General features: G+C 65.4%; 19 protein-coding genes and 1 pseudogene. 12 read left to right on the top strand and 8 right to left on the bottom strand.

What is annotated here, in order from left to right:
* Positions 1–22 precede the first annotated feature (22 nt).
* Entirely contained in the window at positions 23–556 is a 534-nt protein-coding gene (locus QFZ36_RS19270) for a WhiB family transcriptional regulator (RefSeq protein ID WP_306638700.1), read from the bottom strand.
* Between the two features lie 391 nt (positions 557–947).
* On the opposite strand from QFZ36_RS19270, the gene QFZ36_RS19265 reads away from it, so the two are divergent.
* Positions 948–1,646, top strand: a complete 699-nt coding sequence (locus QFZ36_RS19265; protein WP_306638699.1) for a TIGR03089 family protein — start codon at positions 948–950, stop codon at positions 1,644–1,646.
* Positions 1,647–1,745: 99 nt separating this feature from the next.
* Here QFZ36_RS19265 and QFZ36_RS19260 read toward each other — a convergent pair whose 3' ends face one another.
* Positions 1,746–2,321 (bottom strand): GtrA family protein, encoded by a 576-nt coding sequence (locus tag QFZ36_RS19260; protein WP_306638698.1) that lies wholly within the window; start codon positions 2,319–2,321, stop codon positions 1,746–1,748.
* A 222-nt stretch (positions 2,322–2,543) separates the two neighbouring features.
* Here QFZ36_RS19260 and QFZ36_RS19255 point away from each other — a divergent pair, with 222 nt between their 5' ends.
* Genes QFZ36_RS19255 through manA form a run of 4 tightly spaced genes read left to right on the top strand, consistent with a single transcriptional unit; the run spans position 2,544 to position 7,239 of the window.
* Positions 2,544–3,692 carry a 5-(carboxyamino)imidazole ribonucleotide synthase gene (locus QFZ36_RS19255; protein WP_306639285.1) on the top strand — a complete coding sequence of 383 codons (1,149 nt, stop codon included), beginning with the start codon at positions 2,544–2,546 and terminating at the stop codon, positions 3,690–3,692.
* Positions 3,689–4,273 (top strand): 5-(carboxyamino)imidazole ribonucleotide mutase, encoded by a 585-nt coding sequence (purE, locus tag QFZ36_RS19250; RefSeq protein ID WP_306638697.1) that lies wholly within the window; start codon positions 3,689–3,691, stop codon positions 4,271–4,273. The genes QFZ36_RS19255 and purE overlap by 4 nt, the downstream gene beginning before the upstream one ends.
* A gap of 10 nt (positions 4,274–4,283) precedes the next feature.
* Entirely contained in the window at positions 4,284–5,933 is a 1,650-nt protein-coding gene (locus tag QFZ36_RS19245) for an LCP family protein (protein ID WP_306638696.1), read from the top strand.
* A gap of 34 nt (positions 5,934–5,967) precedes the next feature.
* Positions 5,968–7,239, top strand: a complete 1,272-nt coding sequence (gene manA, locus QFZ36_RS19240) for a mannose-6-phosphate isomerase, class I (protein ID WP_306638694.1) — start codon at positions 5,968–5,970, stop codon at positions 7,237–7,239.
* 61 nt (positions 7,240–7,300) lie between these two features.
* On the opposite strand, the gene QFZ36_RS19235 is transcribed toward manA, so the two are convergent.
* Positions 7,301–8,356 (bottom strand): lipid II:glycine glycyltransferase FemX, encoded by a 1,056-nt coding sequence (locus QFZ36_RS19235; RefSeq protein WP_306638692.1) that lies wholly within the window; start codon positions 8,354–8,356, stop codon positions 7,301–7,303.
* A gap of 86 nt (positions 8,357–8,442) precedes the next feature.
* Entirely contained in the window at positions 8,443–9,465 is a 1,023-nt protein-coding gene (glpX, locus tag QFZ36_RS19230; protein WP_200833416.1) for a class II fructose-bisphosphatase, read from the bottom strand.
* Positions 9,466–9,700: 235 nt separating this feature from the next.
* Between glpX and QFZ36_RS19225 the strand changes: the two genes are divergently transcribed.
* The 5 genes from QFZ36_RS19225 (at position 9,701) to QFZ36_RS19205 (ending at position 15,018) form a co-directional block, all read left to right on the top strand.
* Positions 9,701–10,381 (top strand): DUF4245 domain-containing protein, encoded by a 681-nt coding sequence (locus QFZ36_RS19225; RefSeq protein WP_306639284.1) that lies wholly within the window; start codon positions 9,701–9,703, stop codon positions 10,379–10,381.
* 10 nt (positions 10,382–10,391) lie between these two features.
* Entirely contained in the window at positions 10,392–11,006 is a 615-nt protein-coding gene (locus tag QFZ36_RS19220; protein ID WP_306638691.1) for a carbonic anhydrase, read from the top strand.
* A 76-nt stretch (positions 11,007–11,082) separates the two neighbouring features.
* Positions 11,083–12,510, top strand: a complete 1,428-nt coding sequence (locus QFZ36_RS19215; protein WP_306638690.1) for a class II fumarate hydratase — start codon at positions 11,083–11,085, stop codon at positions 12,508–12,510.
* 157 nt (positions 12,511–12,667) lie between these two features.
* A complete protein-coding gene (locus QFZ36_RS19210; protein WP_306638689.1) occupies positions 12,668–13,339 on the top strand; it encodes a TetR/AcrR family transcriptional regulator in 672 nt (223 codons plus the stop codon).
* Complete coding sequence (locus QFZ36_RS19205; protein ID WP_306638688.1) at positions 13,336–15,018, top strand: MDR family MFS transporter; 1,683 nt, start codon at positions 13,336–13,338, stop codon at positions 15,016–15,018. Before QFZ36_RS19210 ends, QFZ36_RS19205 begins: the two co-directional genes overlap by 4 nt.
* A 122-nt stretch (positions 15,019–15,140) precedes the next feature.
* On the opposite strand, the pseudogene QFZ36_RS19200 reads toward QFZ36_RS19205, so the two are convergent.
* A pseudogene (locus tag QFZ36_RS19200) lies at positions 15,141–15,401 on the bottom strand (NUDIX domain-containing protein); the annotation flags it as partial.
* Between the two features lie 46 nt (positions 15,402–15,447).
* Positions 15,448–16,002 (bottom strand): prepilin peptidase, encoded by a 555-nt coding sequence (locus tag QFZ36_RS19195; protein ID WP_306638687.1) that lies wholly within the window; start codon positions 16,000–16,002, stop codon positions 15,448–15,450.
* Positions 16,003–16,060: 58 nt separating this feature from the next.
* On the opposite strand from QFZ36_RS19195, the gene QFZ36_RS19190 reads away from it, so the two are divergent.
* Together QFZ36_RS19190 and QFZ36_RS19185 are read left to right on the top strand one after the other, a co-directional pair.
* Positions 16,061–16,852, top strand: coding sequence for a hypothetical protein (locus QFZ36_RS19190; protein ID WP_306638686.1), 792 nt, complete (start codon positions 16,061–16,063; stop codon positions 16,850–16,852).
* Between the two features lie 40 nt (positions 16,853–16,892).
* Complete coding sequence (locus QFZ36_RS19185; protein WP_306638685.1) at positions 16,893–17,540, top strand: GNAT family N-acetyltransferase; 648 nt, start codon at positions 16,893–16,895, stop codon at positions 17,538–17,540.
* A 453-nt stretch (positions 17,541–17,993) separates the two neighbouring features.
* Here the strand turns inward: QFZ36_RS19185 and QFZ36_RS19180 are convergent, their stop codons facing one another.
* Together QFZ36_RS19180 and QFZ36_RS19175 are read right to left on the bottom strand one after the other, a co-directional pair.
* Positions 17,994–19,412, bottom strand: coding sequence for a PhoH family protein (locus QFZ36_RS19180; RefSeq protein ID WP_306638683.1), 1,419 nt, complete (start codon positions 19,410–19,412; stop codon positions 17,994–17,996).
* A gap of 239 nt (positions 19,413–19,651) precedes the next feature.
* Positions 19,652–20,413 (bottom strand): isoprenyl transferase, encoded by a 762-nt coding sequence (locus QFZ36_RS19175; protein WP_306639283.1) that lies wholly within the window; start codon positions 20,411–20,413, stop codon positions 19,652–19,654.
* Positions 20,414–20,498: the final 85 nt, after the last annotated feature.

Here is a 20,498-nt window from a genome sequence, read left to right as displayed (position 1 = left end):
GTGACATGGACTTCCTGATGAATTAGATTGCTCGCTTCCTTAGCCGCCGGCGCTCACGCTCGGACAGGCCTCCCCAGATGCCGAACCGTTCGTCGTTCGCCAGGGCGTACTCCAGGCATTGCGACCGGACGTTGCAGGCACCGCACACTTTTTTGGCATCGCGGGTGGATCCGCCCTTCTCAGGGAAGAATGCCTCGGGGTCCGTTTGGGCACACAAGGCGTCCGTCTGCCAGCCAAGCTCGCCTTCGTCGCCAAAGTCCGGCTGGAAGGGCAGGCCGATCCAGACCGGCTGGGATGTTCCGGGAGCCGCCAGTTCCATGGGCGGGTCAAGCTCGTCCTCCGGGTCCTCGCCGCCGTCCAGGAGGGCTTCGTGGGCGGCGAGGAATGCCGTTGCCTGGTCCTGGAGAAAGTCTTTGTTGTTGCTGTTGTACCGTTCTGCCGCATCAGGATCGGCCGGGTCAACATACCAATCGCTCGGCACCCCCCGTGCACGGTATCGCACCGACGCCTGACCGGCCACGACGGCATCTTCCTGGATACGCTCTGCTTGCCCCATGGCGACCCTCCTGATGTTGCAGCTACTGCCTGGATACGTCGGCACTCGGTTGTGTGCCGGTATTTACGCAGTTGCCTTTAGTTATCTAATTACACGCGTGTAACTAGGGTGAGTCAAGCCGCTGCCCGGATAATAATCAGTAAAACCTCCGAAGTTTCGCACGCCACGCCCGCGTTTCTCACCGGCTCCGGCGCGGCGTCGCCCCGTCAGAAGCGAAATCCGGCGGCAGGAACGCCAAAAGGCGCGTGCCAGCGCGGAAAATAGCCGCTCCGCCCTTAAATAGCAAGCACGCTTAGTACCGGAAGTGATAAGTATCACATCCGGCCGCGAGCCGGGGAGCCGCTGGGAAGCAACGGATGACCGGCGGATCAGCGGATGGCAGGATTGAGCCATGACAATCCCCGCAATCCACCTGATGACCAGCCTTCGTTCCGGCAACTCCACTGCCCCGCGGCTCACCTGGTACGGCCCTGACGCGGAGAGGGTGGAATTGTCCGGAAAGGTGCTGGACAACTGGGTGGCCAAAACCAGCAATCTCCTCCAGGACGAACTGGACGCCGGGCCCGGCATGCAGCTGGCGCTGGACCTTCCTCCGCATTGGAAGTCGCTGGTCTGGGCGCTGGCCGCCTGGCAACTCGGCCTTGAGACTGTCCTGAACGGGGAGGGCGCCGATTACCTGGTCACCGCCGCACCGGATGCAGTGGCAGGAAAGTACGACGCCGTGGTTGCAGTTGCGCTGCCGGCCCTCGCAACGCGATGGGACGGGGTACTTCCGGCCGGCTGTCTCGATTACGCTGCGGAAGTGCGCTCCCACGGGGACGTTTTTATGCAGCACGCCGACCCCGATCCTTCGGCTTGCGCCATCGTCGCATCCGACGGGCGCCGGCACCTCCACGGGGATCTTTTGGACAGTTTCGCAGTGCCCCATGAAGAAGGCGTCCGGCTGCACGTCCCGGGCAGCGCCGGGCTCGAGGCGGCCCTGGCCGATGCACTGGGCGCCTGGCGCGGCGGCGGTTCGGTGGTGATCACGCACCCGGATGTGGCGGACGCCGGGAAGCTGCTCGCCGCAGAACGCATCCACGGGAGCTGAAAAGGTCTTCCCACGCGGCGGCCCTGCTGCTTAAGCTGCCGCCCCTGTCCGGGACTACCGCTCTTGCTCGGGCTGCCGCCCTATTTGGCGGCCGCCCCCCTATTTTTTCGGCTGCGCAGTGTCCCCGGCAAATGGTTCCGTCTCCGGCTCTGTCACAGCGGTGGCCGTACCGGAATCCTTGGCATGGTGGAGTTCGATGAGCTCGTGGTCATGCGAGAATGCGGGCTCCTGGTCCAGTTCCTGGTTGAACACGAGGAACCGGTAGGCGAAGAACCGGACCACTGTGGCTACCAGGATGCCCACAACTCCGGCGGAGAACAGCAGGTTCTTGTCCGTCACGCCGAGCCCGTACTTGGCAAGGGCGGTGAACCCGGTGGAGATGCCGATGCCGATGCCGTTAATGAGGATGAACATCAGGAACTCGCGCAGCACGTTGGCCTGCCGGCGGTGCCGGAAGGTCCAGAGCCGGTTCGCAATCCAGGAAAAGATGGTGGCTACCGAGGCACCCACAAAACGGGCTTTGGCCTCACTGTCCGTCATCGGCCCGTGCATGAGGTAATAGGTGAGGCCGTTATCGATGACGAATGCCACACCGCCCACGGCACCAAACTTGGCCACCTCGCGCCAGAAAAGCGAGGCGAGCCCCCGGATGCGATCTGCAAGTGCGCTAAACATGACCCTCCATGGCCGTTGAAACAATGGGCCACACGGCCAAAGGCTCATTTTAGCCCCCGAAGCTGGGTGGCAGCCCCCTGACTTGCTTCACCTGACGCCCCGCGCACCAAAAAACTAAGCCGCCGCCGTGGCCCGAAGGCGGGATACGGGGCGGTTTTCGGTAGGCTGGCACATGTGACTTTTCCAGTAATAGGTGTGGTTGGCGGCGGCCAGCTTGCGCGAATGATGGCCCCGGCCGCAACAGCACTCGGCTTCGAACTCCGCGTCCTTGCCGAAAGTGACGACGTTTCGGCCGTCACGGCAGTGCCCTCCTCGCCCGTGGGCGACTACAAGGACTTCCAGACCCTGCTGGAATTCTCCAAGGGCCTGGACGTGATGACGTTCGACCACGAGCACGTTCCCACTGCCCACCTCCGGGCGCTGCAGGAAGCCGGGGTCAACGTCCAGCCCGGGCCGGACGCCCTCGTCCATGCCCAGGACAAACTCGTGATGCGCGCTGCCATCGACCGCCTGGAACTGCCGAATCCCGCCTGGGCCTCCGTTTCCGATGCCGCTGCACTCGTCAGCTTCGGTGAGAAGACCGGCTGGCCCGTGGTGCTGAAGACGCCGCGCGGCGGCTACGACGGCAAAGGTGTGCGGATCATCTCCTCCCCGGAAGAAGCCGCCGGCACTGGCGACTGGTTCGAGGCCATGAGCCCCCTCCTCGCTGAAGCCAAAGTGGAATTCACCCGCGAACTGTCCGCGCTGGTCGCACGGACACCCGACGGCGAAGCCCGGGCGTGGCCGGTAGTCCACACTGTCCAGGTTGACGGCGTCTGCGACGAAGTCATCGCCCCCGCCCTCGATATCCCGGTGGAGGTTGCTGCGGCCGCAGAGGACGCGGCCCTGCGGATCGCCAATGAACTTGGGGTCACCGGCGTCCTGGCCGTGGAACTCTTCGAGACGCCCGGCACAGGGGCCGGCTTTATGATCAACGAACTCGCGATGCGGCCGCACAACACCGGACACTGGACGCAGGATGGCTCGGTGACGAGCCAGTTTGAACAGCATCTTCGGGCCGTACTGAATCTGCCCCTGGGCGCCACGGATGCCCTGGCGCCGGTTGTGGTGATGAAGAACTTCCTGGGCGGCGACAACCAGGACCTGTTTTCCGCTTTCCCGCTGGCTCTTGCCAGCGAACCGGCCGCCAAGGTGCACTGCTATGGCAAGTCCGTGCGCCCCGGCCGCAAGATCGGCCACGTGAACCTGGCGGGGACGTCGACGGCGGACGTTGAGTCCGTTCGACGCCGTGCCGCAGTGGTGGCGGGCATCATCCGCGACGGGCGGGTGCCGGCCGAAGAACCGCCAGCAATTTTCGAGGAGAACGCATGAGCGCAGCAGCCACCCCGTCCAAGAGTTCCGCAGCAAGCCCCCTGGTGGGCCTGGTGATGGGATCCGACTCCGACTGGCCCGTGATGGAAGCAGCCGCGGACGCCCTGGCAGAGTTCGGCATCCCGTTCGAAGCCGATGTTGTGTCCGCCCACCGTATGCCCACGGAGATGATCCGCTACGGACAGACGGCGCACGAGCGCGGGCTGAGGGTCATCATCGCAGGTGCCGGTGGCGCCGCCCACCTGCCGGGAATGCTGGCCAGCGTCACGCCCCTTCCCGTGATCGGGGTACCCGTACCGCTGAAGACCCTCGACGGGATGGACTCCCTGCTTTCCATCGTGCAGATGCCCGCGGGCGTTCCCGTGGCCACGGTTTCCATCGCGGGAGCCCGCAACGCCGGACTCCTCGCGGTCAGGATGCTGGCAGCAGGCACTGATGAGCTTGCTGCCTCGCTCCGGGCCGACCTTATCGAGTTCGCCGCAGACCTCAATGCCGTGGCCGCCCGCAAGGGGGCAAACCTCCGGCAGAAGGTCAGCGAGGTCTTCGCCGAAGGCAACGGCACGCTCCGGGGCAGCCGTTAGGAAGGCGGCCATGTCCAGCAGCAAGATCCAGCAGTCGGCTTCGGACACTGCGCTGACCGACCCCGTGCGCTACCCGGTCAGCGCCTCTCCCCAGGTCCGGACCAAGCGCGGCTTTGTGCTTGTACTCATGACGCTTCTGGTTCCCGGCAGCGCCCAGCTCGTGGCGGGCGACCGCAAACTCGGCCGCGCCGCGCTGCGGGTGACGCTTTGCGTCTGGGCAGCACTGGCGCTGGCAGTCATCCTGCTGCTGGCCAACCGGCCCCTGCTCATCAACCTCATCACCAATCCCTTCGCCTCGCTCGCCATCATCATCGTGATGGTGGCACTGGCGGCCGGCTGGGCAATCCTGTTCATCAACACCCTGAGGCTCATCCGCCCGGTGCTGCTGGCGCCGCCGGCCCGGCCCGCCGTCGTGATTTCCCTCGTGCTGGCAATGGTCCTGGGCAGCGGCTCACTCGGCTACGCTGCCTACCTGCTCAACGTGGGACGGAATGCCATCGGCAGCATCTTTTCCGCGGGCCCCGCCATGGAACCGGTGGAAGGCCGCTACAACTTCCTGATGATGGGCGGAGACGCCGGAGATGACCGCACCGGACGGCGCCCCGACAGTCTTTCCGTTTTGAGCGTGGACGCCAAGACCGGCCAGACAGCCATCATCTCCATCCCACGGAACTTCCAGAACGCCCAGTTCAGTGCGGACTCCCCTATGCGGGCCATCTACCCTGACGGCTACAACTGCGGCGACGAGTGCCTGATCAACGCCATCAACACCGAAGTGACCAACGAGCACGCGGACCTCTACCCGGGAGTGGCGGATCCCGGCGCCCAGGCCACGCTTGAGGCCGTCTCCGGAACGCTGGGCCTTACCGTCCAGGCCTACGTCCTGGTGGACATGGAGGGCTTTTCCAAGCTCATCGACGCCATGGGCGGAATCAAAATCAAAGCCGGCGGCTGGGTGCCCATGAGCGGCTATTTCGATGAGGCCACCAAGACCCACGGCATGCCTATCGGTTGGATCCCGGCCGGAGACCAGACCCTCGACGGCGACCATGCGCTCTGGTACGGCCGGTCCCGCGAGTACGTGGATGACTACTCCCGCATCCAGCGCCAGCAGTGCGTGCAGCAGGCAATGCTGAAACAGCTGGATCCCGCCACCCTGCTGTCCAAATTCGAGGACATCGCAAACGCCGGAACCAAGGTGGTGGATTCCAACATCTCCTCGGCCCAGCTGGGCAGCTTCCTGGACCTCGCCATCAAGGCGCGCGGCCAGGACGTCAAGCGGCTCACCATCGGGCCGCCGGACTTTGATGCTTCCTTCTCCACTGTTCCTGACTTCGACCTTATCCATGAGCGGGTGGACCAGCTCCTGGCCTCTGCGTCCGGCGCACAGTCCGCAGGGCTCCCGGATGACGCCTTGGTGGCGGCTCCGACCGGCGGCGGACACCTGCAGGCTGCCGCGCTCCGCTCCCCCGCAGCATTGACGCCCGCCGGCGGGACCCCGGCGCAACAGTCTCCCGCGCCGTCGGACTTCACTCCTGTGACCACCACCCCGGACGGTGAGCCCATCACCGAAGAGATGCTGACCCAGCTCAAGCTCGAGGGCGATGAAGAGGCCATCCGCCAGCTCGTCGCCACTAACGGCCAGTGCGCCCCTTTGTAGGCACACCCTCCAGACCTAGGAAACGGACATCGACTTGTACGAGATTGAGAACGTCCTTCGGGACTATGCCTGGGGATCGACGACGGCGATCGCCGCCCTGCTGGGACGCGCCGAGTCCGGCCGCCCCGAAGCGGAGCTGTGGATCGGCGCGCACCCAGACTCCCCCTCGGTGGCCCGCGTTCCGGAGGACGGCTCGGCCACTGCTCTGGACGTTCTGATCTCGCGCGATCCCGAGCATTTCCTTGGGGCGGAGTCGGTGGCGCGTTTTGGCCCCAGGCTGCCGTTCCTGGCCAAGATCCTGGCTGCCGCCCAGCCGCTGTCCCTGCAGGTCCATCCGAGCCTTGAGCAGGCCAGGGCCGGCTTTGCCCGGGAGAACGCCGAGGGCCTCGCCGCACACGCCCCCAACCGGAATTACCGGGATGACAACCACAAACCCGAGATGATTTTCGCCCTGACGCCGTTTGAGGCGCTGTGCGGTTTCCGCCCGGCAGCGCAAACCCGGGAAATCCTGCAGCATGTTGCGGCCGCTTTTGATGCGGTGGAAGGTGGGGCGCCCGCGCTGATTGGTGCCCTGGTTGAGGATCTCGAGGCGGCCCATGAAAGCGCGGGCCTCCGGGCGGCCTTCGAGCGGCTGATCACGGGCGGCAAGTCAGTGGCCGGCGACACTGCCCTGGTGGTTGCCGCGCTGCTGTCCGGAGCCCCGCTGGCACCTTACGAAACTGAACTGGCCACGGTGATCAGCCTCAACGAGAAATACCCGGGTGACCCCGGAGTGCTGATCTCACTGCTGCTCAACCGCATCTCGCTGGAGCCGGGTGAGTCGGTCTACCTGCCGGCGGGGAACGTTCATGCCTACCTTCACGGGCTCGGCGTAGAGGTCATGGCGTCCTCTGACAACGTGCTGCGCGGCGGGCTTACGCCGAAATTCGTGGACGTCCCGGAACTGCTGCGGACCATCGACTTCCAGCCTGTCGCCGTGCCGATGCTTCCGGCCGAGCGGACCGTGATGGACCAGGAGCTGTTCCGGCCGCCCTTCGAGGAATTCCAGCTCCAGCGCATCGAGCTCGCCCCGGACGGGGGCCCCGTTCCGCTGGCACAGTCCGGCGCCGCAGTGGTGATTGTGGTGGCCGGGGACATTTACCTGGATTCCCCCAAGGGCGACCTGAAACTCTCACGCGGCGGCAGCGCCTTCCTGGCGGCGGCCGAGGCACCCGTCAACGTTCATCCCGTGGCGGGCAGCACCGAGCCGGCGCTGGCGTTCGCCGTGACCACCGGTTTGCCCCAGGCTGCAGCGCGGGGCCAGTAACAGTAAAAGGGCGACGACGGCACCCGGGGCGGGTGCCGTCGTCGCCCTTTTCCTGACGCGGCTAGCTGCCCGGGCGCAGCTTCCGGATCACTGGCCGAAGGCGGCCGGCCGCGGTCTTCAGGAGCCGCCGCCCCTGCTGGAGTCCGCGGCGGGCCAGGGGCATGGCCTGGGCGTACGCGGGGTAGAACGGCGAGAGCGGTTTTTCCCAAGTTCCAAGGAGCATGCTTTCGTGCTTGGCGAACTGCTTCTTGAAGTCGGAGATGCCGTCGTTGAGGAGGCCGTTGAAGTCGTAGCGGGAGCATCCGTCTTCGCGCATGGCCTGCAGGGCGGCCCATTTCACGCCGTAGTTCACCCGCTGCTTCTGTCCAACAGCCGAGACGCCTCCATAGAGTTCGAAGGCGGTGGCCCCGCTCCTGGCCAGCCAGACGAAGGCCAGCATCTGTTCGCCGTCGAACGCGGCGATGATCGGTGACCCGTCCCCCATGTTCTTGAAGATGTCGCGGTAGTACTGGTCTTCATGGATGCCGAAGCCGGCACGCTCGGCGGTCTCGTGATAGATCGCAAGCACTTGGTCGAGCTCGGCGTCATTCTTGACCTTGCGGAACTCGACGTCGCTGCGCATGGCCTTGCGGATGTTCGCCCGGGTGGACTTGGACATTTCCGCCATCAGTTCATCGTCCGTCCTGGTGAGGTCCAGGATCAGCGTCCGCGGAATCAGCACGGTATTGGTGGTGGCCCGGAAACCGGCGGCGGCCACGGCACCGGCGAAGGCGGAGTCGGCGTCCCAATCCGGTTCGATGCTCAGCGCCACTCCGCGGTGGCGGACGGCCGCATGGTCCGCCAGGCCGGCCAGGACGGCCGCGGCGTCTTCCACTGAACACATCGGGCCGCGGGGAATGTAGACCAGGGCGCGGAAGGGGAACGGGAGCCGGCGGACCAGCAACTGGGCACAACCGACGGTCTTGCCGGCGTCGTTGACCAGCACCCGTTCCACGGACCAGCCGTGCATCGCTTTGGTCTCGCCCCAGCCCCACAGCTGCTGCGGATGTCCCTGAAACCGGTCAACGTATTCGTCCCAGAGGGCGCGGTCAGTACAGGGCACAACAGCAGGAATCATGGCTTCAACCCTATACCAAGGCCTGAAACGCCAAATCCCCGGAGCACGCTGGGCGCTGCGGGGATCGGTGTCAGGCAGGCAGGGGATCAGCTCTTGCGGGCGTACCCTTCCCACTTGCTGGCCTGGTGCTCGCCGTCCACAAAACGGATGGTGCCGGACTTGGAACGCATCACGATGGACTGGGTGAGGACCTTGTCCTTGGAGTACCGGACGCCCTTGAGCAGGTCGCCGTCGGTGATGCCGGTTGCAGCAAAGTAGCAGTTGTCGCTGGAGACGAGGTCGTTCGTGGAGAGGACCCGCTCGAGGTCGTGGCCGGCGTCGATCGCCTTCTGCTTTTCCTCGTCGCTGGTAGGCCAGAGGCGGCCCTGGATCACGCCGCCCAGGGACTTGATGGCGCAGGCCGCGACGATGCCTTCGGGCGTGCCGCCGATACCCATCAGCGCGTCAACGCCGGTGCCGGAACGTGCTGCGGCGATGGCCCCGGCAACGTCCCCGTCCATAATGAACTTGGTGCGGGCGCCGGCTTCACGGATTTCCTCCACGAGCGGACGGTGCCGGTCGCGGTCAAGGATCATCACGTTGAGCTGGTTGACCTTCACGCCCTTGGCCTTGGCGATCAGGTGCAGGTTCTGCTTCACGGGCAGGCGGAGGTCCACCATGTCCGCAGCTTCCGGGCCGGTGACGAGTTTCTCCATGTAGAACACCGCTGAGGGGTCGAACATGGAGCCGCGTTCGGCCACTGCCAGCACGGCAAGGGCGTTGTTGATGCCGAGCGCGGTCAACCTGGTTCCGTCGATGGGGTCGACGGCGACGTCGCACTCGGGACCGGTGCCGTCACCCACCCGCTCGCCGTTGAAGAGCATCGGGGCTTCGTCTTTTTCGCCTTCGCCGATGACCACTACACCGTTGAAGTGGACGGTCTGGAGGAACGAGCGCATGGCGTCGACGGCGGCGCCGTCGGCCGTGTTCTTGTCGCCGAAGCCAACCCAGTGCCCGCCGGCGATGGCAGCTGCCTCGGTGACGCGGACAAGCTCGAGGGCAAGGTTGCGGTCCGGCTCGTCATGTCCCACTGCCAGGGACGGGGAGATCGTGGAGTATTTCTGGGTCATGGACGCTGGTGACACGTGAACCTCTTCTTCGAGTGGCGATCATTGAACCCGCTCCGCCGGAACAGCTGAGCGGTGATTCCTCTGATATCGATCATAGTCGCGGCACCGCCTTCGGGCTGCGGCATGACGCGGCGCCGCAATGTGCCCGTCCCTCCTGCCGGAAGCGGCGGTCCGCCGCCGCATTGGCGAGTGTGAGTTGGGCACCGGGATGAGGGACTATGGAGGGGTGAGCGAAATGCAGGAAAAGACCAGCCCCACCCCCGAACCAGCCGGATCCGGAAGCAACAGCGGAACCGCCGCAGCCGGCGGGCCGGCGCCGGTTAAGCCTGTAATTCCGGCTGCTGCGGCCAAGCGGGCCAACGCCTCGGTGATCGGCATGATCATTGCACTTGCGGTCAGCATCGCGGCGTTCCTGCCCATTGTCCTGATGAACCCGTCCCCCAACAGCGACGGCTACCGGCCTGACATCGACGTCAGCGCCGCAGCCCGGAACGCAACAGATGTGGCCGGATTCACACCGGTGGCGCCGGACACCGGCAACACCTTCCGGCCGAACTACGCCAGGTGGGAAGCCGGCACGGCAAGCGGGGTGCCTGCCTGGGAGGTCGGCTACATCACGCCCAAGGAGTCCTTCATTGGACTCGTCCAGACCCGCACCGCAAACCCCACCTGGCTCCTCCAGCAGACCCGGAACGCACCCGTCACCGGAACCCGCAACGCCGGCGGCCGGGAATGGGAACTCCGCGACACGGGCAAGGGCGAAAAATCAATGGTGCTCGAGTACCGCGGAACCACCGTCATCCTCTCCGGAGCCGCCCCACTGGACGAATTCGCCACCCTGGCAGACGCCGTCGTGAAGTCCCTGGACAGCAATCCCGCCGTCACAGTTTCACCCTCGCCCACTCCTGCCCCATAAAGTAAGGAGGGTGACTACCTACCTGACTCCTGCCCTTGCCTGGCGCCGGATGCGTGAAGGAAACGAACGCTTCGTCGCCGGTGAATCCTCCCACCCGAACCAGGACTCCTCACGCAGGTCCTCGCTTGTGGAGAACCAGCACCCCTTCGCCGTGATTTTCGGCTGCTCGGACTCACGGCTCGCCGCGGAAATCATTTTCGACGTCGGCCTCGGTGACGTCTTTGTGGTGCGCACGGCAGGACAGGTCATTGACGACGCCGTCCTCGGCTCGCTGGAGTACAGCGTGGGCGTGCTTGGGGTGCCGCTGATCGCCATCCTGGGCCATGACAGCTGCGGGGCCGTCAGCGCGACCAAGGACGCCGTTGACACCGGCGAGATGCCGCCGGGCTTCATCCGTGACCTGGTGGAGCGCATCACGCCGTCGGTCCTCACCTCCATGCGCCAGGAAAAGCATGAGGTCAATGACATGGTGGTGGAGCACGTCAAGCAGACGTCCCAGCGGCTGGTGGACAGCTCCCGTGTGATTTCGGACGCAATTGAAAGCGGACGCACCGCCGTTATAGGCCTCTCGTACAGCCTCGCGGAGGGCCGCGCCAACGTGGTTTCCGGGATCGGCGAGCTCTAGGGCACGGGCAAAAACCCGCCCGTAGCATGCTCTTCACGGTTTTCGATGGGATGCCGGATCGCCCTAAGCTAGCCCCATGACTTCCACTGAAGAGTTCCGCATTGAACATGACACGATGGGCGAAGTCCGCGTCCCCGTGAACGCACTGTACCGCGCGCAGACGCAGCGGGCAGTGGAGAACTTCCCGATCTCCGGCAAGACCCTGGAACGTGCGCACATTGAAGCACTGGCCCGGGTCAAGAAAGCTGCCGCCCAGGCCAACGCTGAACTGGGTGTGCTCGATGGCGAGCTTGCCAAGGCCATCGCAGACGCAGCGGATGAGGTGGCTGCCGGAAAGTACGACCGCGACTTCCCCATCGACGTCTTCCAGACGGGCTCCGGCACGTCCTCGAATATGAACACCAACGAGGTCATCGCCGAGCTCGCCTCGCGTGCCCTGAAGGCTGCGGGCAGCGACAAGGTTGTCCACCCGAACGACCATGTCAACGCCTCGCAGTCCTCCAACGACGTCTTCCCCACGTCGGTGCACGTCGCTGCCACGTCGGCCCTGATCAACGACCTCATCCCGGCCCTCGACTACCTGGCCGAGTCGCTGGAGCGCAAGGCCGTGGAGTTCAAGGACGTCGTTAAGTCCGGCCGCACCCACCTCATGGATGCCACGCCGGTAATGCTCGGCCAGGAGTTCGGCGGCTACGCCGCGCAGGTCCGCTACGGCACCGAGCGCATCAACGCCTCACTCCCCCGGGTTGCCGAAGTTCCCCTCGGCGGCACGGCCGTGGGCACCGGCATCAACACTCCGGCCGGCTTCCCGGAGCGCGTGATCGAACTGCTCGCCACCGACACCGGCCTCCCGCTGACCGAGGCGCGCGACCACTTCGAGGCCCAGGCCAACCGCGACGGCCTCATCGAAGCCTCCAGCCAGCTGCGCAACATTGCCATCTCGTTCATGAAGATCAACAACGATCTCCGCTGGATGGGTTCGGGCCCCAACACGGGACTGGGCGAGATCGCCATCCCGGACCTGCAGCCCGGCTCCTCGATCATGCCCGGCAAGGTCAACCCGGTCATCTGCGAGGCGTCCATCATGGTGGCCGCCCAGGTCATCGGCAACGACACCGCCATCGCGTGGTCCGGCACCAACGGCGCCTTCGAACTGAACGTTGGCATCCCCGTCATGGCCTCCAACCTGCTCGAGTCCATCCGCCTGCTGGCCAACACCAGCCGCGTCATGGCGGACAAGATGATCGACGGCATCACGGCCAATGTGGAGCGCGCCCGCTTCCTGGCCGAGGCCTCGCCGTCCATCGTGACGCCGCTGAACAAGTACATCGGCTACGAGAACGCCGCCAAGATCGCCAAGACCGCAGTAGCCGAGGGCCTCACTGTCCGCCAGGCCACCGAGAAGCTCGGCTTCGTCGGCGACGGCGAAGGCAAGGTCTCCGAGGCCGACCTCGACAAGGCCCTTGATGTCACCACGATGACGGCCCCCGCCCACAAGGCCTAGCCCCGGCACTATCCGCCCAAGTTCGACGACGGCCGGTACCTTTCACACGAAAGGTGCCGGCCGTCGTCGTGCTGCTGCCTGCCCTCACCTCCTCCCCGCAAGTTCGGGGACCGAAGGAAACTTGCACTGAGCCAGAAATAGTGCAAAACTTTACTTTGTGAATGATAGTGCAGTAATCGAAGGCGGGCTCCGTGAACGGAAACGCGCCGCAACCCGGGCGGCCATTACTGCTGCCGCCCGCGCCCTGACTGCTGAGCGCGGCCTGAACGGCTACACCGTCGAGGAAGTCTGCGAGCGCGCCGACATCTCCCGCCGCACGTTCTTCAACTACTTTCCGGCCAAGGAAGACGCCGTGATCGGACACGCGGACGACGACATGCCCGCTGACATCCTCCAGGAGTTCATCAACGGCGGCGCCTCCTCACCGCCGGGAGAAATGTCCTCCACCCTCTTCCGGGACCTCGTCCGGCTTTCATTGCGGCTGTCCGAGGATATGGAGGCCTCGGAGGAGGAAACCCGCCAGCTGATCGCTGTGGTCAAAAAGGAGCCGCAGCTGATCCTCCGCCTTATTGGAGTCACTGAGCGGCGGGAAGCGCAGTTTGCCCGTGACGTGGCCCAGCGGGAAGGCGTCGCCACTGACCACCCTGTGGTCCAGATGGCCGTCGCGCTGCTCAGCACCATCGCCCGGAAAAGCAGCATGGCCTACTTCGCCGACGGCAACACCCGCCCCTACAAAGAGCTGCTGATGGAGAACATTTCTGCAGCCAGCCTCCTCTTCTCCCAGCCATTCGAACAGCCGGAAACCACCGCCGCAGAAGGACAACCATGAGTATCGCCACCAAGCCACCAGCGGGTCCCCTGCTGCTGACCCAGAAACGCATCTGGATCATCTTCTCCGCGCTGATCGCCGGAATGCTGCTGTCCAGCCTGGACCAGACCATCGTCTCCACGGCCATGCCCACCATCGTGGGCAAGCTGGGCGGGGTGGAGCACCAGGCCTGGATCACCACCGCGTACCTGCTGGCCACTACCATCGTGATGCCCATCTACGGCAAATTCGGTGACGTCCTCGGCAGGCGCAACCTCTTCCTTGTGGCCATCGCACTCTTCACCCTGGCGTCAGTGGGCTGCGCACTGGCCGCCGATTTCTGGGGCTTCGTCATCTTCCGCGCCATCCAGGGCCTGGGCGGCGGCGGCCTGATGATCCTTTCCCAGGCGATCATCGCCGACATCGTGCCCGCCAAGGAGCGCGGCAAGTACATGGGCCCTCTCGGCGCCATCTTCGGACTCTCCGCCGTGGCCGGTCCGCTGCTGGGCGGCTTCTTCGTGGACCACCTCACCTGGGAATGGGCCTTCTACATCAACATCCCAGTAGGCCTTGCCGCGTTCGCCATTGCCTGGTTCGCCCTGACGCTGCCCAACAAGAAGGCCGAAAAGCGGATCGACGTCCTGGGCGTCGTCCTGCTGTCCGCCGCCACCACCTGCCTGATTTTCTTCACCGACTTTGGCGGCAAGAAGGACGAGGGCTGGGATTCACCCCTCACGTGGGCCTTTGGTGGAGGCCTGATCGTGTCGGCAGCGGCCTTCGTGATGGTGGAGCGCCGCGCGGAAGATCCCATCATCCCGCTGAGCCTGTTCCGGAACCGGATCTTCATCAACGCCACCGCCATCGGCTTCACCCTGGGCCTGGGCATGTTCTCCGCCATCGCGTTCGTCCCCACCTTCCTGCAGATGTCCTCGGGTACGTCCGCGGCAGAATCGGGCCTGCTGATGCTGCCCATGATGGCCGGACTCATGGGCACGTCCATCTACTCGGGCATCCGGATTTCCAAGACCGGCAAGTACAAGATGTTCCCTATCCTGGGCGCCGTCTTCACCCTGGCCGCGATGCTGTGGATGACCACCCTCGCCGCCAGCACCCCCATCTGGGTCATCTGTGTCCAGCTGTTCCTCTTCGGCGCCGGCCTGGGCCTGATCATGCAGGTGGTGGTCCTGGTGGTGCAGAACTCCGTCCCGGCCGACCAGATCGGCACCGCCACCAGCACCAACAACTACTTCCGTGAGGTAGGCGCGGCGATGGGCGTGGCCATCTTCGGCTCGATCTTCACCAACCGGCTCTCCGAGTCCCTGACCCGCGCCTTTACCGGCGCCGGCGCGTCCGCCGAGCAGGCATCGCAGTCCACCAGCACCCTGGATCCGCAGGCGCTGAACCAGCTTCCGGAGCAGCTGCGCGATGCCATCGTCAACGCCTACGCCGAGTCGCTCGCTCCGGTCTTCTGGTACCTGATCCCGTTCATTGCCGTGGCGCTGCTCCTGGCGCTGACGCTGAAGCAGATCCCGCTCTCGGACACCGCCGGTATGGTGGCCCGCGGCGAAGCCGTCGGTGGTGAGGAGGCTGAGCGCCTCGCCGCCGGGCTGGCTGCCGCTGCTGCGCTCACGACGGAAGCCGCCGGGGTTCAGGACAGCGTCAAGGACGACGACGGCGAACTGGTCTCCCAGCGCCACTGACCGCCGTCGTCGTCCGGACCGCCGCGAGGGGCGCCGCAACATTGGGGGTTGCGGCGACCCTGTTCTCCGCCCGGACCCTAGGCCGGGCGGGTTGCGGTCAGGGTTCGAAATGGGCAGCTTCGGCCCACCGCGCCGACGGAGACAACGCGCTCCGGTTCGGCCACCACCGCCGTCTCCTCGAAAATCTCCCGCACCAGGCCGCTCGCCGGCTGCTCCCCCGGATCGAGCATTCCGCTGATCAGGGCCCACTGCCTGTTGTCCGCCCGCCGGGCCAGCAGGACGCGGCCGGCGTCATCAACCACCACGCCCCGGACGCCGGGGACCCAGAGGGGATCGTTGCCGATTTTCTTGCGGAGTTTCAGGACGTAGTCAGGCGCAGGCATTAAGCCAGCCTACCGAACTGCCTGCGCCCCAGGCTGGTCCGGCCTTTCAGGCGGGCAGCAGCATCGCCGCCGCGGCGCCGGCGAGCATAAACGGCCCGAACGGAATGGACGATTTCAGGGTCCCCCTGCGCGCGGCGAGCAAGGCAAGGGACCACAGGCCGCCCAGCAGGAACGCCAGGAAGGTACCTGCAAACAGGTGGCCCCAGCCAAGATAGCCAAGATACATGCCCAGGACTCCGGCCAGTTTCACGTCGCCGAATCCCATCCCCGGCGGGTACACAAACCGGAGCAGGAAGTAGAAAAGCCACAGGATGGCCCCACCGGCCACGATCCGGAGGGCCGGCACGGCCATCAGGCCGGCCAGCGAACCACCAGTACTTTGGACCGCGCCGATTCCCGCCCCGGCAAAAACTGCCGCCGCGAGCAGGAGTGCACCGGCCACGGCGTAAGACGGGAAGACGATGCGGTTGGGCAGGAGGTGATGCCGGACGTCGATAACGGTGAGCCTGACAGCCATCACCAGGAAGTAGGCACAAGCAGCAAGCACCAGCCAAAAGGCCGGCGGGGTGTGCTGCCATAGTTCGCCCAGTCGTTGGATCACCCTCGGATGCTACTGGATTTCCGCTGGCCCCTGCAGCGCCCGCGCGTAAACTGTGGATATGGCGACTTGGGACTCCCGTCACCGGACGACTCCGGACAGCAGTTCAGCCGCCGCTGATCCGGCCATGTTCCGGAATCTTTGCAGGTCCTCCCCCTGGAAGTGGCAGTCCCTGCGCTTTGAATACTGGGACGAGCCCTTCGCCGAGGCACCCAGCCCGGCAGCACCCCTGGTGCGGGCATGGCTGCGCCGCCCGGGCGCACTCCGGCTCGAAACCGGGGACGGACTTGTCCTGCACAGCACCACCGGAATCAACGATTCCAAGGACGGCTTATACGTCAGTGCCACCCGGAAGTCCTGGCTCCTCCCGCCGCATCTGGTCACGCCCGTCTACGACGGCCAGGGCCTCGTGCGGCGCCGGCCGGAAGCAGCCTACGGTGAGCCGGGATTCGGAAACGGACGGTTTTCCGCGGCCCTGGACCCGGTGGAACTGGCCGGCAACGCCCCGGTGCCCATCGAATTCCCCGGCAGCAATACCGTGGAAGTGCACGGGGTCAGCCAGCGGGAGCATGAGGGCCGTCCGGTCCTGGAAGCAGTGGTGGCACCCACCCCCACTTACCATCCCGCGCATCCCGCGGCGCCGTTGTGCCTGCCGGGAAAGTCACGGATCAGGGTGGACCTGGGCACAGGTGTGTGCGTGGCAAGCCAATCGTTGGAACCCGGGGCGGAAGAACACGGGCATTGGCTGCGCATCATCGCCGTCGACGAGTACATGCTCGACGATCTCTTCCTGGCCCAGTCCATGAACCTCACCGATGTCCGGCGGCATATCAGTTGGGACATCCCGGCCTGAGTCGACAGACCCGTCGTCGCCGATCCGCTAGGCTTCGCGGATGACTACCCCAAGCTCCATCTGGCCGCTGTTCGAGCTAAAGCTGACCACGCCGCGGCTGGAGCTGCGCCCCATCCTGGATGAGGACATCGCGCCGGCAGTGGAAGCCGCCCGCAGCGGGATCCACGACGCTGGCAGGAACCCGTTCAGCACCCCCTGGACAGAGTTGCCGGAGGAGGAGTTGGGCCCCAAGATGGCCCGCTGGTACTGGCGGTGCCGCGCCGAATGCACCCCGGAATCGTGGACACTGCTCCTCGGCATCTGGCACGAAGGCCGATTCATCGGCTGCCAGGACGTCGGGGCCAAGGACTTCGCCGCCCTCAGGACAGTCAGCACCGGATCGTGGCTGAAGCAGTCCGTACAGGGCCGCGGCTTCGGCAAGGAGATGCGCAGCGCCGTCGCACTCTGGGCCTTTGACTGGCTGGGCGCCGAAGTCGCAGAATCCGAGGCCGCCACCTGGAACGAAGCCTCCCTCGGCGTCTCCCGCTCCCTCGGCTACGAACTCAACGGCACCACCCGGAAAGCCTGGGGCACCAAGGCAGAAACAGTCCAGCACGTCGGCCTCACCCCGCAGACATTCAAACGCCCCGACTGGACCCTGGAGGTTCAGGGCCACGAACCAGTAGCCCACTTCCTCAGGGTTACCTGAGCGAGTTTGACGTGTCTGGGTTCGTCCGCCCCCAGCACTTCGCCGTCGCTTAGACACCTCCCGCCGCGTCGCTCCGGTCGCTGGGCGACCTGCGCAACGCTCTGGTCGGCGATGCGCTCCTACGCGAAGCACTCGGACCGGACGTGTGCCAAGACTCGCCTTGCAGGAGGAAGAAACGCTCGAGCGGGGTTGCGGTCCTTCTCGTAGGAGCGCATCGCGACGCATCGGCCGCCGGAGGTCGCTCAGCGACCGAAGGCGGCCCTATGCGGTGTGTCTAAGCGACGGAGAAGGGCCGTAGCCCCGCGAACCCAACCACTGACACTCGCAAAAGGGCCGTAGCCCCGCGCAAAAGGGCCGGGGCCCGGCGAAGGACTGGGACCGGACGAACCGAAACACGGCACGCACAAGGGCCGTGGCCCGGCGAACCTGGCCACGGCCCCTTGCCCAGGTGACTTAGCCTTCGAGGAGTTCTGTTACCAGGGCTGCGATGGGGGAACGCTCGGAGCGGGTGAGGGTGATGTGGCCGAAGAGCGGGTGTCCTTTCAGGGTTTCGACGACGGCGGCGATTCCGTCGTGGCGTCCGACGCGGAGGTTGTCGCGCTGGGCGACGTCGTGGGTGAGGACGATCTTCGAGTTCTGGCCGATGCGGCTCATGACCGTGAGCAGGACATTCTTTTCAAGCGACTGGGCCTCGTCCACGATCACAAAAGCATCGTGGAGCGAGCGGCCGCGGATGTGGGTGAGGGGCATGACCTCAAGCATGCCGCGGTCCATGACCTCCTCCACCACCTCCTGGCTCACCAGTGCGCCGAGGGTGTCAAAAACAGCCTGCGCCCAAGGGTTCATTTTTTCGGACTCGGAACCGGGGAGGTAGCCGAGCTCCTGTCCGCCCACCGCGTAGAGCGGCCGGAACACGATCACCTTGCGGTGCTCGCGGCGCTCCAGCACCGCCTCCAGGCCGGCGCACAGGGCAAGCGCCGACTTGCCGGTTCCGGCCCGGCCTCCGATGGACACGATCCCGACGGCGGGATCCATCAGCATGTCGATGGCCAGCCGCTGTTCCGCGGACCGTCCGTGCAGGCCGAAAACGTCGCGGTCACCTTTCACCAGGCGGACCTGCTTGTCGGGGCCGACACGGCCGAGGGCCGAGCCCCGGTTGGACAGCAGCACCAGTCCGGTGTTGACCGGCAGTTCAGCGGCCGCCGGGATGAAGACGGGCTCGTGCCCGTAGAGCGTGTTGATTTCCTGTTCGCCGGCTTCGACCTCGGCCACCCCGGTCCAGCCTGAGTCCTTTACCAGCTCGTTGCGGTACTCGTCGGCGGTGAGGCCCATCGCCGAGGCTTTGACGCGCATCGGCAGGTCCTTGGACACAACGGTGACGTTCCGGCCTTCATTCGCTAGATTCTTCGCGACGGCGAGGATGCGGCTGTCGTTGTCTCCGCTGCGGAAACCCAGCGGAAGCACCTCTGAGGAAATGTGGTTCAGTTCCACCTCGAGGGTGCCGCCGTCGTCACCGATGGGAATGGGCCGGTTCAGGCCGCCGTGTTTGATCCGCAGGTCGTCGAGGAGCCGCAGTGCCTTCCGGGCGAAGTAGCCCAGTTCGGGATCGTGCCGCTTGGCCTCAAGCTCGGTGATGACCACAACCGGCACGATGACCTCATGTTCGGCAAAGCGGAGCAACGCACGGGGGTCGGAGAGCAGGACGGAGGTGTCGATCACAAAGGTGTGGATGGTGGCTTCCCTTCCAGAAACAGCAAAACCGGCCGCAGCGTCTTCCGCTGCACCGGTTTCCAAGGTGGCTCGCATGGCGCGAGAGGTAGCTTTCTCTCCCTGGTCTGAAAGGACCGCGGGCAGTTGTTCAGAAGTAGCCACATCGACTCCAGCCCCGGGCGCAAGCCCGGATGTGTTAGTGGTGAGCCGGCTCGGCCATGAGGCCGGGTCCGGCCTCCCATACAACCGGCGCGATGTCTCGCTCCATGTACTGGCCTCCCCGATCAGCCGGCGGTTTTGCCTGCTGATGGATATAACGTAAATCCATCCGAAGTAATTTCCGCAACCATTACGCGGCGATTCCTGTTGCTGATGCGTGAACACCCGGTAAACCGGGCGGGTCAGGCTCCGAAGCGCCGCTGCCTGCCGGCGTAATCACGGAGGGCACGCAGGAAATCCACCTTGCGGAAGGCGGGCCACAACGCCTCGCAGAAATAGAACTCGCTGTAGGCGCTCTGCCACATCAGGAACCCGGAGAGGCGCTGCTCGCCGGAGGTGCGGATCACCAGGTCCGGATCGGGCTGGCCGCGCGTGTAGAGGAACCGGGAGATGTCGTCCACGCAAAGTTCGTCTGCCAGCTTGCTGATGTCCTTGCCCTGCGCCACGGCGTCGTGCAGCAGTTCGCGTACCGCATCGACAATCTCCCGGCGTCCGCCGTACCCCACGGCCACGTTGACGTGGATTTTTTCCCGGACCGGGGTGCGCGACGTCAGCTTGTTAAGCCGCTGGCCCAGGTAGTCCGGCAACAGCTCAGGGGCACCCATGGCCTGCACGGAAATGTTGGCGTCCTCGTCCAGCCGGTCCAGGGTGTTGGCGATGATGCCCATCAGCAGGTCAAGCTCTTCACTGGACCTGTTCATGTTGTCCGTGGACAGCATGTACAGCGTGACCACCTTGATCCCGAGCTCCTGGCACCAGCCAAGGAACTCGTGGATTTTGTCCGCGCCCGCCTGGTGGCCCTGGCTGGTGGGGGCATTGAACTGCTTGGCCCAGCGCCGGTTGCCGTCCACCATCACGCCGATGTGGCGCGGAATACGGTCGCGGGACAGGTCCTTGAGCAGCCTGCGCTCATAAAAGCCGTAGAGGAACCCGGGCAACTCCACGCGCTCTCTCACCTGACTTCCTTGCTGTACGTTCCGCTTTGCACATCCTAGGCTACCGTCCGCAGCGGCACCGGCGGTGCTGGCC

Source organism: Pseudarthrobacter siccitolerans (assembly GCF_030823375.1).
Taxonomy (GTDB): domain Bacteria; phylum Actinomycetota; class Actinomycetes; order Actinomycetales; family Micrococcaceae; genus Arthrobacter; species Arthrobacter siccitolerans_A.
Note: the sequence above shows the minus strand (reverse complement) of the source record. Positions and strands in the feature narration are given on the sequence as shown.

Bases quoted from the DNA above. Each gene is read 5' to 3' on its own strand.
- QFZ36_RS19270 (WP_306638700.1), bottom strand. From the start codon at position 556: ATGGGGCAAGCAGAGCGTATCCAGGAAGATGCCGTCGTGGCCGGTCAG.
- QFZ36_RS19265 (WP_306638699.1), top strand. From the start codon at position 948: ATGACAATCCCCGCAATCCACCTGATGACCAGCCTTCGTTCCGGCAAC.
- QFZ36_RS19260 (WP_306638698.1), bottom strand. From the start codon at position 2,321: ATGTTTAGCGCACTTGCAGATCGCATCCGGGGGCTCGCCTCGCTTTTC.
- QFZ36_RS19255 (WP_306639285.1), top strand. From the start codon at position 2,544: ATGATGGCCCCGGCCGCAACAGCACTCGGCTTCGAACTCCGCGTCCTT.
- purE (WP_306638697.1), top strand. From the start codon at position 3,689: ATGAGCGCAGCAGCCACCCCGTCCAAGAGTTCCGCAGCAAGCCCCCTG.
- QFZ36_RS19245 (WP_306638696.1), top strand. From the start codon at position 4,284: ATGTCCAGCAGCAAGATCCAGCAGTCGGCTTCGGACACTGCGCTGACC.
- QFZ36_RS19235 (WP_306638692.1), bottom strand. From the start codon at position 8,356: ATGATTCCTGCTGTTGTGCCCTGTACTGACCGCGCCCTCTGGGACGAA.
- glpX (WP_200833416.1), bottom strand. From the start codon at position 9,465: ATGACCCAGAAATACTCCACGATCTCCCCGTCCCTGGCAGTGGGACAT.
- QFZ36_RS19225 (WP_306639284.1), top strand. From the start codon at position 9,701: ATGCAGGAAAAGACCAGCCCCACCCCCGAACCAGCCGGATCCGGAAGC.
- QFZ36_RS19215 (WP_306638690.1), top strand. From the start codon at position 11,083: ATGACTTCCACTGAAGAGTTCCGCATTGAACATGACACGATGGGCGAA.
- QFZ36_RS19205 (WP_306638688.1), top strand. From the start codon at position 13,336: ATGAGTATCGCCACCAAGCCACCAGCGGGTCCCCTGCTGCTGACCCAG.
- QFZ36_RS19190 (WP_306638686.1), top strand. From the start codon at position 16,061: ATGGCGACTTGGGACTCCCGTCACCGGACGACTCCGGACAGCAGTTCA.
- QFZ36_RS19185 (WP_306638685.1), top strand. From the start codon at position 16,893: ATGACTACCCCAAGCTCCATCTGGCCGCTGTTCGAGCTAAAGCTGACC.